Annotated in this window: 9 protein-coding genes; 1 reads left to right on the top strand and 8 read right to left on the bottom strand. The window is 71.0% G+C overall.

What is annotated here, in order from left to right; genetic code table 11:
- Positions 1-536: 536 nt before the first annotated feature.
- The 8 genes from ACQRUO_RS33585 to ACQRUO_RS33550 all read right to left on the bottom strand — a co-directional run bounded on the left by ACQRUO_RS33585 (position 537) and on the right by ACQRUO_RS33550 (position 13277).
- Positions 537-1265: a response regulator gene (locus ACQRUO_RS33585; RefSeq protein WP_428319925.1), complete on the bottom strand. Its 729-nt coding sequence runs from the start codon at positions 1263-1265 to the stop codon at positions 537-539.
- Positions 1262-3817, bottom strand: coding sequence for an ATP-binding protein (locus ACQRUO_RS33580; RefSeq protein ID WP_428319924.1), 2556 nt, complete (start codon positions 3815-3817; stop codon positions 1262-1264). Before ACQRUO_RS33580 ends, ACQRUO_RS33585 begins: the two co-directional genes overlap by 4 nt.
- Positions 3818-3920: 103 nt before the next feature.
- Positions 3921-4559 carry a potassium-transporting ATPase subunit KdpC gene (kdpC, locus tag ACQRUO_RS33575; protein WP_428319923.1) on the bottom strand — a complete coding sequence of 213 codons (639 nt, stop codon included), beginning with the start codon at positions 4557-4559 and terminating at the stop codon, positions 3921-3923.
- Positions 4560-4578: 19 nt separating this feature from the next.
- On the bottom strand, positions 4579-6690 hold the full coding sequence (kdpB, locus tag ACQRUO_RS33570) for a potassium-transporting ATPase subunit KdpB (protein ID WP_428319922.1): 2112 nt from the start codon (positions 6688-6690) through the stop codon (positions 4579-4581).
- Positions 6690-8351 (bottom strand): potassium-transporting ATPase subunit KdpA, encoded by a 1662-nt coding sequence (gene kdpA, locus ACQRUO_RS33565; RefSeq protein ID WP_428319921.1) that lies wholly within the window; start codon positions 8349-8351, stop codon positions 6690-6692. The genes kdpB and kdpA overlap by 1 nt, the downstream gene beginning before the upstream one ends.
- Before the next feature lies 1 nt (position 8352).
- The gene (gene kdpF, locus ACQRUO_RS33560; RefSeq protein WP_184937114.1) at positions 8353-8442 is read right to left on the bottom strand and encodes a K(+)-transporting ATPase subunit F; all 90 of its coding nucleotides are present in this window, start codon (positions 8440-8442) and stop codon (positions 8353-8355) included.
- A gap of 426 nt (positions 8443-8868) precedes the next feature.
- Positions 8869-10914 carry an APC family permease gene (locus tag ACQRUO_RS33555; protein WP_428319920.1) on the bottom strand — a complete coding sequence of 682 codons (2046 nt, stop codon included), beginning with the start codon at positions 10912-10914 and terminating at the stop codon, positions 8869-8871.
- A 434-nt stretch (positions 10915-11348) separates the two neighbouring features.
- Positions 11349-13277: an APC family permease gene (locus ACQRUO_RS33550; protein WP_428319919.1), complete on the bottom strand. Its 1929-nt coding sequence runs from the start codon at positions 13275-13277 to the stop codon at positions 11349-11351.
- 581 nt (positions 13278-13858) lie between these two features.
- On the opposite strand from ACQRUO_RS33550, the gene ACQRUO_RS33545 reads away from it, so the two are divergent.
- On the top strand, positions 13859-15832 hold the full coding sequence (locus ACQRUO_RS33545) for a putative Ig domain-containing protein (RefSeq protein WP_428319918.1): 1974 nt from the start codon (positions 13859-13861) through the stop codon (positions 15830-15832).
- Positions 15833-15914: the final 82 nt, after the last annotated feature.

Here is a 15914-nt window from a genome sequence, read left to right as displayed (position 1 = left end):
GGGGGGGGGGGGGGGGGGGGGGGGGGTGGGGGCGGGGGGGGGGGGGGGGGGTTTTTTTTTTTTCCCCCCCCCCCCCCCCCCCCCCCCCCCCCCCAGGCCGCCGGCCGGCAGCCGCACGGGCGCCGGCCGCGCGGGTGAGGTCCGCGCGGCCGGTACCGCGGTCGGCGCGGTGCCGGGATCGAGGAGCGCAGTGGCACTGCCGCCGGCCACCGACCTCGTCCCTGCGGACGAGGTCTCCCCCGGTGCTGCCGGCCTTGCTCCAGCTGCCATGGCGCGCTTCCCCTCCCCGTCACCCGGCCGCCGGCGCCGGGCGGTCCCCCGGACGGGGGCCGCCGCGCGCCGGCGCGGTCCAGCTCCAGACCCGGCGTCGGGCCGGGCTCCCCCACGGAGCGGAGCGGAACCGTTTTCCGCACGGTTGACGCTAGCCCCGGGGCCTGACGATTCTGGACCCTCCTGATGCGCCCTTGGCACCCGGGGGGTCCGTCTTGACGCATCATTAGCGCCACCCGTCGGACCGGGCCTGACCTGCGCCGGGATCAGGGCTCGTAGCGGTAGCCGATTCCCGGCTCGGTGATCAGGTGCCGCGGCCGGCCCGGGTCCCGCTCCAGCTTGCGCCGTAGGCCTGCGAAGTACACCCGCAGGTAGTTGCCGCGCTCCTCGTGCCCCGGCCCCCAGACCGCGCGCAGGATCTGGCGCCCCGGCAGCAGCCGGCCCGGGTTGGCCAGCAGCATGGTGAGGATCTTCCACTCGGTCGGGGTGAGCCGCAGCTGGGCCGGCTCGCCGCCGTCCGCCCGGTGCACGGTGCCGGCGGTCAGGTCCACCGCCCAGTCCCCCAGGATCGCGGTGCTGACCGAGGTGGTGGCCACCGGGCGGCGCAGCACCGCGCGCAGCCGGGCGAACAGCTCGTCCATCAGGAAGGGCTTGGTGACGTAGTCGTCGGCCCCGGCGTCCAGCGCCTGGATCTTGTCGTCGGCGCCGCTGCGCCCGGAGAGCACGATGATCGGCACCGGGCCGCGCCCGCGCAGCCGGTGGATCACCTCCACCCCGTCCAGGTCCGGCAGGCCCAGGTCGAGCAGCACGGCGTCCGGCCGGCTGCGTTCGGCGGCCTCCAGGGCGGCCGCGGCGGTGGCGGCGGTGGCCACCTGGTAGTCGCGGGCCCGCAGGTTGATCCGCAGCGCGCGGAGCAGCTGCGGCTCGTCGTCGACGATCAGTATGTGGCGCTCTCCGCCGGCCTTCGGCTGGGCGGCCCCCCAACGCTCGGTCACGGTGCCTCGTCCTCCTCGGCCGCGGTCGGCAGGGTCAGCAGCATGGTGGTGCCGCCGCCGGGGGTGTCCTCGACCTCGAGGGTGCCGCCCATCGCCTCGGCCAGGCCGCGGGAGAGCGCGAGCCCGAGGCCGACCCCGGTGGTGTTGTCGGTGTCGCCCAGTCGCTGGAAGGGCAGGAAGACCCGGTCCCGGTCGGCGGCCGGGATGCCCGGACCGCGGTCGGCGATCCGGATCTGCACCTGGTCGAGGTGGGTGCTGGCACTGACCAGCACCGGCGCGCCGGGGGCGTTGTAGCGCAGCGCGTTGGTGATCACGTTGGCCAGCACCCGCTCCAGCAGCGGGGCGTCGGCCAGCACGGCGGGCACCAGCTCCAGGTCGAGCGGCTGGACCGGGGCCTCCGGGTCGTCCAGCGAGTCCAGCGCCCGGGGCAGCACCTCGTCGATGTGCACCGGCCCCAGGTGCAGGGTGAGCGCGCCGGCCTGCAGCCGGCTCATGTCGAGCAGGTTGTCCACCAGGCGGTTCAGCCGGACCAGCGACTCGTCGGCGGTGGCCAGCAGCTCGGCCTGGTCCTCCGGGGAGAACTCGACGTCCGGGCTGCGCAGCGAGCCGACCGAGGCCAGCGCGGCGGCCAGCGGGGTGCGCAGGTCGTGGCTGACCGCGGCGAGCAGCGCGGTGCGCATCTTGTCGGCGGCCTTGATCGGCTCCACCTCGGCCGCCACCGCCGCCAGCCGGTCGCGTTCCAGCGCGGCGGCCACGTGCGCGGCGAAGGCGGTGAGCAGGCGCTGCTGGTCGGCGGGCAGCCGGCGCCCGGTGAGGATCAGCAGCGCGTCCGAGCCGACCGGCACCTCGGTGCTCTCCACGTCCGCGGCGCCGTCGCCGGCCGCGTCGCTGCGGGCGATCACCGAGCCGTCCGCGCGGGAGAGCAGCGCCACCGAGTCCAGGCCGAAGGTGTTGCGGGAGTGCTCCAGCAGGGTCGGGATCACCGAGCCGCCGGCCTGGCCGGCGTCCTGGCTGCGCAGCACGGTGCCCGCCAGCGCGGAGAGGGTCTCGGCCTCGGCGGTGGCCCCGGCCGCCCGCCCGGTCAGTCTGGTCGCCCGGTCCACCACCGTGGAGACGGTCAGCGCCACCATCGCGAAGACCACCAGCGCGATCACGTTGTTGGTCTCGCCGATGGTGAAGGTGTGCACCGGCGGGATGAAGTAGTAGTTCAGCAGCAGCGAGGCGATCAGCGAGGCGACCAGTGCCGAGGCCGCGCCGCCGAGCAGCGCCACGGCCACCACGCCGAGCTGGAAGAGCAGCGCGTCGGTGGTCAGGTTGAGGGTGTGGTGCAGCTGGGAGAGCACGCCGGTGAGCGCGAAGGGCAGCACCAGGCCGGAGGTGAAGCCGGCCACGGTGCGCTGCCGGGAGTGCCGGCGGCCGAGCTTGGGCAGCCGGCCGCGCCCGGTGAACTCGTGGGTGACCATGTGGACGTCGATGTCCTCGGAGGCGTCCACCGTGGTCTCGCCGATGCCCGGGCCGGTCAGGAAGCGGGTGATCCGGCCGCGGCGGCTGGTGCCGAGCACCAGCTGGGTGGCGTCGTTGGCCCGGGCGAAGCCGAGCAGCGCGTTGGGGATGTCGTCGCCGACCACCACGTGGTAGCTGCCGCCCAGGGTCTCCACCAGGCGGCGCTGGGTGGCCAGTGCGCCGGGCGAGGCGCCGGCCAGGCCGTCGCTGCGGGTGACGTGCACGGCCAGCAGCTGGCCGGCCGCCGTCCGGTCGGCGATCCGGGCGGCGCGCCGGATCAGCGTCTCGCCCTCCGGGCCGCCGGTGAGCGCGACCACGACCCGTTCCCGGGTCTCCCAGACCCGGTCGATGTTGTGCTCGGCGCGGTAGTCCCGCAGGCCCTCGTCGACCCGGCCGGCCACCCAGAGCAGCGCGAGTTCCCGGAGTGCCGTCAGGTTCCCGACCCGGAAGTAGTTGGAGAGCGCGGCGTCCACCTTCTCGGCCTTGTAGACGTTGCCATGGGCCATCCGGCGGCGCAGTGCCTGCGGGGCCATGTCGACGAGTTCGATCTGGTCGGCCCGGCGCACCACTTCGTCCGGGACGGTCTCCCGCTGCGGGGTGCCGGTGATCTTCTGGACGACGTCGTTGAGGCTCTCCAGGTGCTGGACGTTGACCGTGGTGATCACGTCCAGCCCGGCGGCCAGCAGGTCCTCGACGTCCTGCCAACGCTTGGCGTTGGTGCCGCCGGGGATGTTGGTGTGGGCGAGCTCGTCCACCAGCACCACGGCGGGGCGGCGGGCCAGCACCGCGTCGACGTCCATCTCGGTGAACTCGGTGCCGCGGTAGGTGCGGTGCAGCCGGGGCAGCACCTCGAGGCCGTCGAGCATCCCCTCGGTGTACTTGCGGCCGTGGCACTCGATGTACCCCACCACGACGTCCGCGCCGCGCTCCTGTCTGCGCCGGGCCTCGTCCAGCATCCGGTAGGTCTTGCCGACGCCGGGAGCCGAACCGAGGTACACCCGCAGCCGGCCGCGCCTGGGCGGGGCGGCGGAGGCGAGATCGCGAGCCATGGGGGGCTTCTTCTCTCTTTCACGAGGGGCAGAGACGGGTCGAACCGGCCCGTGCGGGGCGCTCCCCGCACGGGCCGGTCCGGTCAATCGAACTGATGAGTGGTCACTTCAGCTCGTTCAGTGCACTGTTGAGCAGGAGGACGTTGACGCCCGAGTCGCCGAGGAAGCCCAGCGAGCGACCCTCGGTGTACTTGGAGACCAGCGCCTTGACCTGCTCGACCGGCAGCTTGCGGGCGGCGGCCACGCGGTTGACCTGCTCGTCGGCGTAGGCCACCGAGATGTGCGGGTCCAGGCCGGAGCCCGAGGAGGTCACCGCGTCGGCCGGCACGCTCGCCGGGTCGACGCCGTCGAAGGCGGCGTCCGCGGCCCGGGCGGCCTGGACGCTCTTCAGCAGGACGTCGCTGTTGGGACCGAGGTTGGTGGGCGAGGAGGAGGTCGGGTCGTACCCGGCGGTCCCGGCCGCGGACGGGCGCGGCTGGAAGTACTTCGGGTCCGGCTGGGCCTGCTCGTTCGGGTCGCTCGGGTTCTTCTTCGGCAGGTTGAAGTTCTGGCCGATCAGGCTGGAACCGATCTCCTTGCCGTCGGCCTTCACGATCGAGCCGTCGGCCTTGTTCGCGAAGGCGACCTGGCTGAGCCCGGTGACCAGCAGCGGGTAGGCGATGCCGAGGAGCACGGTCATCACCAGCAGCATCCGCAGGGCGGTGAGGTGGGTGCGGACGGAGGTGGGCAGTGGCTTGGACATGAGTGGCTTCCTCCGTTTCTCAGCGCAGGCCGGGGATGAACATGACGATCATGTCGATCGCCTTGATACCGATGAACGGCACGATCAGACCGCCGATGCCGTAGATCCCGATGTTCCGGCGGAGCAGCGAGCTGGCGTCGGTAGGACGGTACTTCACGCCGCGCAGGGCGAGCGGGATCAGGCCGATGATGACCAGGGCGTTGAAGATGATCGCCGAGGTGATCGCGGACTTCGGGCTGTGCAGCGCCATGATGTTCAGGTGGCCCAGACCCGGGTACACGCTGGCGAACATGGCGGGGATGATCGCGAAGTACTTCGCGACGTCGTTGGCGATCGAGAAGGTGGTCAGCGCACCACGGGTGATCAGCAGCTGCTTGCCGATCTCGACGATCTCGATCAGCTTGGTGGGGTTGGAGTCCAGGTCCACCATGTTGCCGGCCTCCTTGGCCGCCATGGTGCCCGTGTTCATCGCCACACCCACGTCGGCCTGGGCCAGGGCCGGAGCGTCGTTGGTGCCGTCACCGGTCATCGCGACCAGCTTGCCACCCTCCTGCTCCTTCTTGATCAGGGCCATCTTGTCTTCGGGGGTGGCCTCGGCGAGGAAGTCGTCCACGCCGGCCTCCTCCGCGATCGCCTTGGCGGTCAGCGGGTTGTCACCGGTGATCATGATGGTCTTGATGCCCATCCGGCGGAGCTCGTCGAAGCGCTCCTTCATGCCCTCCTTGACCACGTCCTTGAGGTAGATCACCCCGAGGGCGCGGGCCGGAGCCGCACCGATCTTGTTGGCCACCACCAGCGGGGTGCCACCCGCGGCGGAGATGCCGTCGACCAGCTGCGCGATGTCGTCGCCGACCGTGCCGCCGTTCTCGGTGACCCAGCGGGTGACCGAGCCGGCCGCGCCCTTGCGGACCTGGTGCAGGCCGTCGGCCTCGGCCAGGTCGACACCCGACATGCGGGTCTGGGCGGTGAACGGAACCCAGGTGGCGTGCTCCAGCTCGCCCTGGGCGCGGGCCCGCAGACCGTAGTCGGTCTTGGCCAGCACCACGATCGAGCGACCCTCGGGGGTCTCGTCGGCCAGCGAGGAGAGCTGCGCGGCGTCGGCCAGCTCCTGGGTGTCCACGCCCTGGGCGGGCAGGAACTCCGAGGCCTGGCGGTTGCCCAGGGTGATGGTGCCGGTCTTGTCCAGCAGCAGGGTGTTGACGTCACCGGCGGCCTCGACCGCACGGCCCGACATGGCGAGCACGTTGCGCTGCACCAGGCGGTCCATGCCGGCGATGCCGATCGCGGAGAGCAGCGCACCGATCGTGGTCGGGATCAGCGCGACGACCAGCGAGACCAGGACGATCAGGGTCTGCGGGGCGCCGGCGAAGGCGGCCATCGGCTGCAGCGCGGCGACGGTGACCAGGAAGACGATGGTCAGCGAGGCCAGCAGGATGTTGAGCGCGATCTCGTTCGGGGTCTTCTGCCGGGCGGCGCCCTCGACCAGGGCGATCATCCGGTCGATGAAGGACTTGCCGGGCTCCGAGGCGATCTTCACCACGATCCGGTCGGAGAGCACCTTGGTGCCACCGGTGACCGCAGAACGGTCACCACCGGACTCGCGGATCACCGGCGCGGACTCACCGGTGATCGCCGACTCGTCGACGCTGGCCACGCCCTCGACCACGTCACCGTCGCCGGGGATGATCTGGCCGGCCTCGACCACCACGTGGTCGCCGAGCTGCAGCTCGGTGCCGGACACCTCCTCCTCGGCCTGCGAGGCGGGCCAGTCGAGCAGCCGGCGGGCCATGGTCTCGGTCTTGGTGCGGCGCAGCGTGTCGGCCTGGGCCTTGCCGCGGCCCTCGGCCACGGCCTCGGCCAGGTTGGCGAAGACCACGGTCAGCCAGAGCCACAGGGTGATCGCCCAGGCGAAGACCGAGGGCTTGGCGCAGGCGGAGACGGTGGTGACCACCGATCCGACCTCGACCACGAACATGACCGGGTTCTTGATCATGACCCGCGGGTCGAGCTTCTTGAACGCGTCCGGGATGGAGGCGACGATCAGCTTGGGGTCGAGCAGGCCGGACTTCACGCGGTGCGGCTGCTGGGCCTCGGCCTGCTGGACCGGGGCGGGAGTAAGGGTGGACGACATCAGTGCAGACCTTCCGCGATCGGCCCGAGAGCCAGGGCCGGGAAGTAGGTGAGGCCAACCACGATCAGGACGACGCCCGACAGCAGCCCCACGAAAAGCGGCTTGTGAGTGGGCAGGGTGCCCTTGGTGGCGGGGACCGGCTGCTGCTGGGCGAGCGAGCCCGCCAGTGCCAGCACGAAGACGATCGGCAGGAAGCGGCCGAAGACCATCGCGAGGCCGAGCGCGGTGTCCCACCAGGGCGAGGTCACCGTCAGACCGCCGAAGGCGGAGCCGTTGTTGTTCGCCGCGGAGGTGAAGGCGTAGAGGATCTCGGAGAACCCGTGGGCTCCCGAGTTGAGCATGTTGGCCCGCTCGCCCTTCAGCGCCATCGCGACACCGGTGCCGATCAGGACGATCAGCGGGGTGGTCAGGATGTAGAGGGAGGCGAACTTCATCTCCCGGCCGCCGAGCTTCTTGCCCAGGTACTCGGGGGTGCGGCCGACCATCAGACCGGCGACGAAGACCGCCACGATGGCCAGGATCAGCATGCCGTAGAGGCCGGAGCCGGTACCGCCGGGCGCGATCTCGCCGAGCATCATGTCGAACATCGCCACACCGCCGCCGCCCGGGGTGAGCGAGTCGTGCGCACCGTTGACCGCACCGGTCGAGGTGAGGGTGGTCGAGGAGGCGAAGAGCGCGGTGCCCCAGGTGCCGAAGCGGACCTCCTTGCCCTCCATCGCGGCGCCGGCCGCCTTGAGCGCGGTGCCCGCGGCGTGGGTCTCGAAGAAGGTCATCGCCGCCGCGGAGGCGACCCAGAACATGCCCATGACCGAGACGATCGCGTAGCCCTGGCGGTTGTCGCCGACCATCTTGCCGAAGGTGCGGGGCAGCGAGAACGAGATCACCAGCAGCAGGAAGATCTCCAGCCAGTTGGTGAAGCCGGTCGGGTTCTCGAACGGGTGGGCCGAGTTGGCGTTGAAGAAGCCACCGCCGTTGGTGCCCAGCTCCTTGATGACCTCCTGCGAGGCCACCGGGCCGCCGGGGATCATCTGGGAGTCACCGGTCATGGTGGTGATCTCGTGGAAGCCGTGGAAGTTCTGCACCACGCCGTTGGCCACCAGGACCATGGCGAAGACGATCGACAGCGGCAGCAGCAGGCGCAGCGTGATCCGGGTCAGGTCGACCCAGAAGTTGCCGACCCGGTCGGTCTTGGAGCGGGTGAAGCCGCGGATCAGGGTGGCGACCACCGCGATGCCGACGGCGGCGGAGACGAAGTTCTGCACCGCCAGGCCCACCATCTGCACGGTGTGGCCCAGGGTGGACTCGCCGCCGTAGTCCTGCCAGTTCGTGTTGGTCACGAAGGAGATGGCGGTGTTCCAGGCGCCGTGCGGCGTGATCGCCTTGAAGCCGAGGCTCAGCAGCAGGTGGTTCTGGATCCGCTGCAGCAGGTAGAGGAAGAGCACGCTGACGGCCGAGAAGGCCAGCACCGAGCGGAGGTAGGAGGGCCAGCGCTGGTCGGCGTCGCCGTCCACGCCGATCGCCTTGTAGAGACCGCGCTCGACCTTGAGGTGCTTGGCGGTGGTGAGGAGCTTGGCGATGTAGTCGCCCAGCGGCCGGTAGCAGAGAGCGAGCGCGCCCACCAGGGCGAGGGCCTGCAGCCAGCCCGCGAGAGTGGAGCTCATGTCAGAACTTCTCCGGGTAGATCAACGCCACGACGAGGTAGCCGACGAGGACGACGGCGACGATGAGACCTGCGAGATTCTCGACACTCACAGCTTCTCCACCCCCCGCGCGATCAGAGCGAGGACGGCGAACACGGCGACCGTGATGCCGACGAAGACGAGATCGAGCATGAGCTCCACCAGTTGCTTCAAGGAACCTGGCCGTGGGCGGCCGGGCGGCTCCACGACACCGGCGGAAGACCGGCCCGGCTAGCAAAGCGTCTGTTCGAGCCGTACCCGTCGTTCTTGACGTCCTCCATACGGGCGCAGCGGGCTTGTTGACGGGCTCCATACGGGCGGTCGAGGGCCGATCACGGCGCGATAACACGGCGGCAACGGGCCGGGCGCGGACCTGCGCGGAGCGGCGGACGGGGCCCGCACGCAGGGGCGGCGGGCTCGGGGCGGGCCCACGGGCCCGGGCGCGGCAACGGACGGGCCCCGGGCGGATGATCCGCCCGGGGCCCGTCACTGCGCTCGGTCACGCGTTCTCCGGCGCCTCGATCTGCTCGCGCTTGCGGTCGGAGGCGACCGGCTCGCCGCGGCGCACCGCGCCGGGCGCCCGGCGGGCCGGGTGGTCGGCGCGCGGCGCCGAGCGCAGCTGCCACGGCACGCTGATCACCATCACGCCGGGGGTGAAGAGCAGCCGGCTCTTCAGCCAGAGCGCGGACTGGTTGTGCAGCAGGTGCTCCCACCAGTGGCCGACCACGTACTCCGGGATGAAGACGGCGACCGCGTCCCTGGGGCTGGTGCGGCGCACCGAGCGCACGTAGGCCACCACCGGCTTGGTGATCTCGCGGTAGGGCGAGTCCAGCACCTTGAGCGGCACCCGGATGTCGAACGCGCTCCACTGCTCCTTGAGGTCGTCGGTGTCGTCCTTCTCCACCGAGACCGTGACCGCCTCCAGGATGTCCGGCCGGAAGGCCTCGGCGTAGCCGATCGCCCGCAGCGTGGCCTTGTGCAGCTTGGAGACCAGGACCATGCCGTGCACCTTGGACGGGCGGACCGCCTCGGCGTGCGGGTCGTCCACCGCCAGCTCCTCGGCCACCGAGTCGTAGTGCCGGCGGATGCCGCGCATCATCACGAAGAGCACGATCGCCGCGACCACGGCCAGCCAGGCGCCCTCGGTGAACTTGGTGATCATCACGATCACCAGCACCAGCGCGGTGATGATCGCGCCGAAGCCGTTGATCACCCGGGACCGCTTGGCGGCGTTGCGCACGGCCGGCTCGGCATCGCTGTCCAGCACCTCGTTCCAGTGCCGGACCATGCCGATCTGGGACAGCGTGAAGGAGGTGAAGACGCCCAGGATGTACAGGTGGATCAGGTTGTTGACGTTGGCCTTGTACGCCCAGAGCAGCAGGATGTTGACCACGGCCAGCGCGATGATGCCGTTGGAGAAGGCCAGCCGGTCCCCGCGGGTGTGCAGTTGCCGGGGCAGGTAGCGGTGCTGGGCCAGGATCGAGCCGAGCAGTGGGAAGCCGTTGAAGGCGGTGTTCGCGGCCAGGATCAGGACCAGCGCGGTGGCGGCCTGGACCAGGTAGAAGAGGAAGGTGTGGTCGCCGCCGAAGATCGAGGACGACAGCTGGGCGATCACGGTCGGCTGCGAGTAGTTGTGGCAGTCGCCGGCCAGGCCGACCAGCTGGCAGCTGTCGTCGGTCTTGTGCACCTTGGCGACCAGCGCCAGCGCGGTGATGCCGATGAACATCACCACGGCGGTGATGCCCATCCACGACATGGTGGTGGCCGCGTTCTTGGCCTTCGGCGGCCGGAAGGCCGGCACGCCGTTGGAGATCGCCTCGACGCCGGTGAGCGCGGTGCAGCCGGAGGCGAAGGCCTTCAGGCCGAGGAAGACCAGCGCCACGCCGGCCAGCGTCCCGTTGCTGCCCTCCGGCGTGACGGCGTACTTGGCGCTCTCGGCCACCGGGGTGTGGCCGAACGCCATCTTCAGGAATCCGGTGATCACCATCAGCAGGATGCTGAAGATGAAGAGGTAGGTCGGGGCGGCGAAGGCCTTGCCGGACTCGCGCACCCCGCGCAGGTTCACCGCGGCCAGCAGGACCACGCACCCGACCGCGATCGGGACCCGGTAGTCGTTGAGTCCCGGGAAGGCCGAGATGGTGTTGTCCACGCCGGAGGCCACCGAGACGGCCACGGTCATCACGTAGTCGACCAGCAGGGCGGCGGCCACCACCAGGCCCGGCTTGGCGCCGAGGTTGCGGGTCACCACCTCGTACGACCCGCCGCCGCCCGGGTAGGCGTGCACCACCTGGCGGTAGGAGAGCACCACGACCGCCATCAGCGCGACGACGCCGGCCGCCACCCACGGGGTCAGGTAGAGGAACGTGGTGCCGCCGAGGGTGAGCACCAGCAGGATCTCCTCGGTGGCGTAGGCCACCGAGGAGAGCGGGTCGGATGCGAAGATCGGCAGCGCCAGCCGCTTGGGGAGCAGGGTCTCGCCCAGCTCCTCGCTGCGCATGGCCTTACCGATCACTAGGCGCTTCAGCGCCTGGGGCACGTTGAACACACGCGTGAGCGTATGCGTCCTGCGCGTACAGGCAATGGGCGACTCGCGGGGGTTCGGCAGCCTTCGTCACGGCCGGGCGGGGCGGTGTTTGCGCAGGCCAGGCGAGGTCCGACGGCGCTGGATCAAGCGTCAAAACCGCGTCAATGAGCCGCATTAAGGGCGCATCAAAGTACCGAGCCGTTATGAGAAATGCAGGGCAATCGTGATGTTTCAGCTTCGTTCGCAGGGAAAGCTGCCGATTGCCCTTGGAACGGCAGGTGCCAGGGGGGTATTCCACGGAACGGCCGTGCGCCCGGCGGACGGGTCCGCCGGGCGCACGAGAAGTCGGTTCTCGATGGTGGCGCTGGTCCGCGTGAGGTGGTTCCCGAGTGTTCCTCAGCGGCCGGCGCGTCGGCGGGCCGTGGCCCGCGGGTCGCGAGTGCGGCCCCTGGCCGCTACATCCGCAGCCGCAGCCGGCAGACCACCGCGTCGGTGCCCCGGCGCAGCGCCCGGTCGATCAGCACCCCGCGCTGGTTCTGCAGCGCCCGCTGCCAGAAGTGCACCGGCTCCACCTCGGCGATCAGCACGGTGATCCGGTCGAAGCCGCCGTCCTCTACCCGCGGCTGCCCGGCCAGGCCGTTGACGAAGCCGACCAGCGGCCGGCCGAGCCGCCGGTGCGCGTCCTGCACCTCGACCAGCGGCACCCCCGGCTGCCACAGCTCCCAGTCCCGGCGCAGCGCCTCGACGCCCTGCCGGTCCTCGGCGTCCGGCTCGGTCGGCACCACGGTGACCGCGAGCACCTCGTCCCCGAGGGTGAGCGCGGTGGACAGCGCCTCCCGGGTCAGCCGGGTGATCGAGTGCACCGGGACCACCACCAGTGAGCGCTCCGGGGTCAGCGGCCCCGGGATCCGGCCCAGTTCCAGCCGCTCGCCGATCCGCCCGTAGGCGCGGTGCACCAGCTCGAAGAGCAGCACCAGCAGCGGCAGCGCCACCACGATGCCCCAGGCGCCCTCGGTGAACTTGGTGCCGGTGACCACCACCGTGGCCACCCCGGTGAGCACCGCGCCGAAGCCGTTCAGCAGCGCCTTGCCCCGCCAGCCGGCACAACGGCACTTCATCCAGTGCTTGACCATGCCGACCTGACAGATGGTGAAGCCGACGAAGACGCCGATCGAGAAGAGCGGCACCAGGCTGTTCACGTCGCCGCCGGAGCCGACCAGCAGCACGGCCGAGACCAGCGCCAGGAAGAGCACGCCGTGCCGGTGCACCTGGTGGTCGGCGCGCAGCGCGAAGACGTGCGGCAGGTGGTTGTCGCGGGCCAGCAGGCGCATCAGCACCGGCAGGCCGCCGAACGAGGTGTTGGCCGCCAGCGCGAGCAGGACCACGGTGGAGAACTGGACCAGGTAGAAGCCGAACCCGTGGCCGAGCGAGGCGTCCGCCAGCTGGGCGAGCACCGTGACGCCGTCCACCGGCTGCAGGTGGAAGCGGCCGATCAGCACCGCCAGCCCGACCAGCATCACGCCGAGGACGGCGCCGAGCGCGATCTCGGTGTGCTGGGCCCGCTTGACCCGCGGGTTGCGGAAGGACGGGACGGCATTGGCCACCGCCTCCACGCCGGTCAGCGCCGAGCAGCCGGAGGCGAAGGCCTTGAGCAGCAGCAGGGCGCCGACGCCGGTCGCGTTGGCGGCCAGCGTGGAGGCGTGGCCGGCGGCGGCCGCGGTGCTGGCCGGGGTGGAGCGGAACAGGCCGACGACGATGATCGCCATGATCGCGAGCACGAAGACCGCGGTGGGCGCCATGAACCAGCGGGCCGACTCGGCGATGCCGCGCAGGTTCACCGCCGTCACCAGGACCAGCACGCCCAGGCAGAGCCAGACCCGGTCCGGGTAGAGCGAGGGGATCGCGGAGGTGAGCGCGGCCACGCCGGCGGTCACCGAGACCGCGACGTTGAGGATGTAGTCGATCACCAGGGAGGCGGCCGCGGTCAGCGCGGTGCGGCGGCCCAGGTGGGTCTTGGCCACCGCGTAGGAGCCGCCGCCGTCCGGGAAGGCGGCGATCACCTGGCGGTAGGAGGCGGTGAGCACCGCGAGCAGCAGGGCGATGGCCGCGGTGACCGGGAGGGTGAAGCCGAGGCCGTAGCTGCCGGCGGCGGCGAGCACCAGGACGATCGACTCGGGGCCGTAGGCGACCGAGGCCATCGCGTCCAGCGAGAGCGCGGCGACCCCGCCGAGGGCGGTCAGCTTGTCGCGGTCGCGGTCAGGGCTCTCGCCGTCGGGGGTGTTGCCCGCGCGGACCTCGCCCGGCTCGAGTGAGCCGGCGACGGACGGTCCGCCCGGCCCGGTATGCGGCGGTTCGGCCTGGACGGCGTCGGGGGTGATGGACATCGGACGACTCCTGTTGCTCGGCTGCGCTACGCATCGTCTCCGGCCGAACGGCCGACCGAGCGCTTTCCATACGCGTTCCTAACACACCGTCCGAGGGTTCTGACGCGCCATTGACGTCCGCTCAGCGGACACCCCGATCCGCCTGACCCGGTGTCAGGTGTCACGGTTTGATCAAGCCCCTACCCGCGTAAACCAGTGCGACCTGCCGCCTTCTTATTCAGTTTATGCGCTCGAAAACACCTTGAATGAATTTACCCTCAGAAATCCGTTGACCAGCGTTCACATGCTCTGGTTGGCTTCACCCCGGCAGACGGCGGACCACCCCCCACAAGGTGACTACCCTTCAGTTTCCTTGGTCCGTACCAGATCGGCGGCGTTGTTCGCGCCCGGCCCGCCGGGAATTCCCGGCACCCCTTCACCGGGAATTCTCCGGTGAATTCCCGACGGGCCGGGCGGGTATACCGGCGGGCCGCCCGAGCCGGTGCGCACCGAGGGATGCCGTCGGCTCCTGTCCACGCACCTGATCGTTCACCCGCCCACCAGGCGGTGCGGCGATCGGCATGAGAGAGGCATCCCTCCACATGGGTCTTTCCCCCACCACCCGGTCCGCGCGGTACAGCGCCATGGCCGGCCTCGCCTCGCTGACCCTCGCGGTCGGCGGCCTGACCGCCTTCGCCGCCCCGGCCCTGGCCACCGGCACCGCCGCCGCGACCCCCGCGGCCGCCCCGGCCGTCTCCGGCCAGGCCCACCACAACGCCGCCGCGCTCGCCGGCTCGCCGATCAAGAACGAGTTCAACCCCTACAGCTCCTCGCTGAACGCGAGCAAGCTCCCGGGCATCAAGCAGTACGAGGCCCAGCGGCGCGCCACCCTGGCGAACCAGGCCTCGGCTGCCGCCACCGGCGCGGAGACCCTGTCGTACGGCGGCGGCGTGGACGGCATCGGCGTCCAGAGCGGCCACTCCAAGGTCTACCTGGTCTTCTACGGTACCCAGTGGGGCACCAAGACCACCGACAGCAACGGGAACGCCAAGTTCTCGGGCGACTCGGCCGGCGCCGCGGGCGCGACCCAGCAGATGTTCAAGGGCATCGGCACCAACAACGAGCTGTGGTCGGCCGACCTGACCCAGTGGTGCGACGGGCCGAACGTGGCCTCCGGCGCCACCAGCTGCCCCTCGAACGCCAACTTCATCCCGTACCAGGCCGGTGGCGTGCTCTCCGGCGTCTGGTACGACAACGCGGCCGCCTCGCCGTCCGCCGCGACCGGCAACCAGCTGGCCCAGGAGGCCGTCAAGGCCGCCGGCCACTTCGGCAACACCACGGCCGCCGCGAACCGCGACGCGTACTACATCGTGCTGTCGCCGCACGGCACCGACCCGGACAACTACCAGGACCCGAACACGGGTTACTGCGCCTGGCACGACTGGAACGGCGACACCACGCTGACCGGTGGCGCGGCGACCTCGCCCTACGGCGACATCGCCTTCAGCAACCAGCCGTACAACATCGACCAGGGCGCCAACTGCGGCGTGGGCTTCGTCAACTCGCCCGGCACCCTCGACGGTTACACCATGACCCTCGGCCACGAGTGGCACGAGATGATGTCGGACCAGAACCCGGCCGGCGGCTGGACCAACCACACCGGTGACGCCACCTACAACGGCCAGGAGAACTCCGACGAGTGCGCCTGGCTGAAGCCCGGCACCACCGGCGGCGCCGCCATGGTCAGCTTCGCCACCGGCACCTTCGCCGAGCAGGCCAGCTGGTCCAACGACACCAACGCGTGCTCCATCTCGCACCCGATCGTCAACGGCGGCGGCTCGACCGGTGGCAACACCGTCACCGTCACCAACCCGGGCAACCAGAGCGGCACCGTCGGCAGCGCCATCTCGGTCCAGGTCAACGGCACCGACAGCGCCACCGGCGAGAGCTTGAGCTACTCGGCCACCGGCCTGCCGGCCGGCCTGTCGATCAGCGCCTCCGGCCTGATCTCCGGCACCCCGACCGCCGCGGGCTCCTCCTCGGTCACCGTCACCGCGAAGGACTCCACCGGTGCCACCGGCACCACCTCCTTCACCTTCACGGTCGCCGCGGCCTCCAGCTGCACCCCGGCCCAGCTGCTCGGCAACGCCGGCTTCGAGACCGGCAGCGCCGCGCCCTGGACCTCGACCTCGGGCGTCATCAACAGCGACATGACCAGCGAGCCCGCGCACTCCGGCAGCTACGACGCCTGGCTGGACGGCTACAACAGCGCCCACACCGACACCCTGTCGCAGACCGTCACCATCCCGGCCGGCTGCAAGGCGACCATGTCGTACTACCTGCACATCGACACGTCGAACCCGAGCTCGACCGCCGATGACACCCTGACCCTGGCTGCCAACGGCACCTCGGTGCAGACCTTCTCCAACCTGGACGCGGCGAGCGGCTACGTGCAGCGCACCGTGGACCTGTCGGCCTACGCCGGTCAGAGCGTCACCCTGACCTTCACCGGCGCCCAGAACGGCAACGGTCAGACCAGCTTCGTCATCGACGACACCGCGCTGAACGTCGGCTGACCGCTGACCGAAGCACCCCGGCGGCACTGAGCCGCCAACGCCCCTGAGCACCGGAGCCGGGGCGGGCCGGCGGGCCCGCCCC

The organism is Kitasatospora sp. LaBMicrA B282, from assembly GCF_050325825.1.
Classification (GTDB): Bacteria; Actinomycetota; Actinomycetes; order Streptomycetales; family Streptomycetaceae; genus Kitasatospora.
Note: the sequence above shows the minus strand (reverse complement) of the source record. Positions and strands in the feature narration are given on the sequence as shown.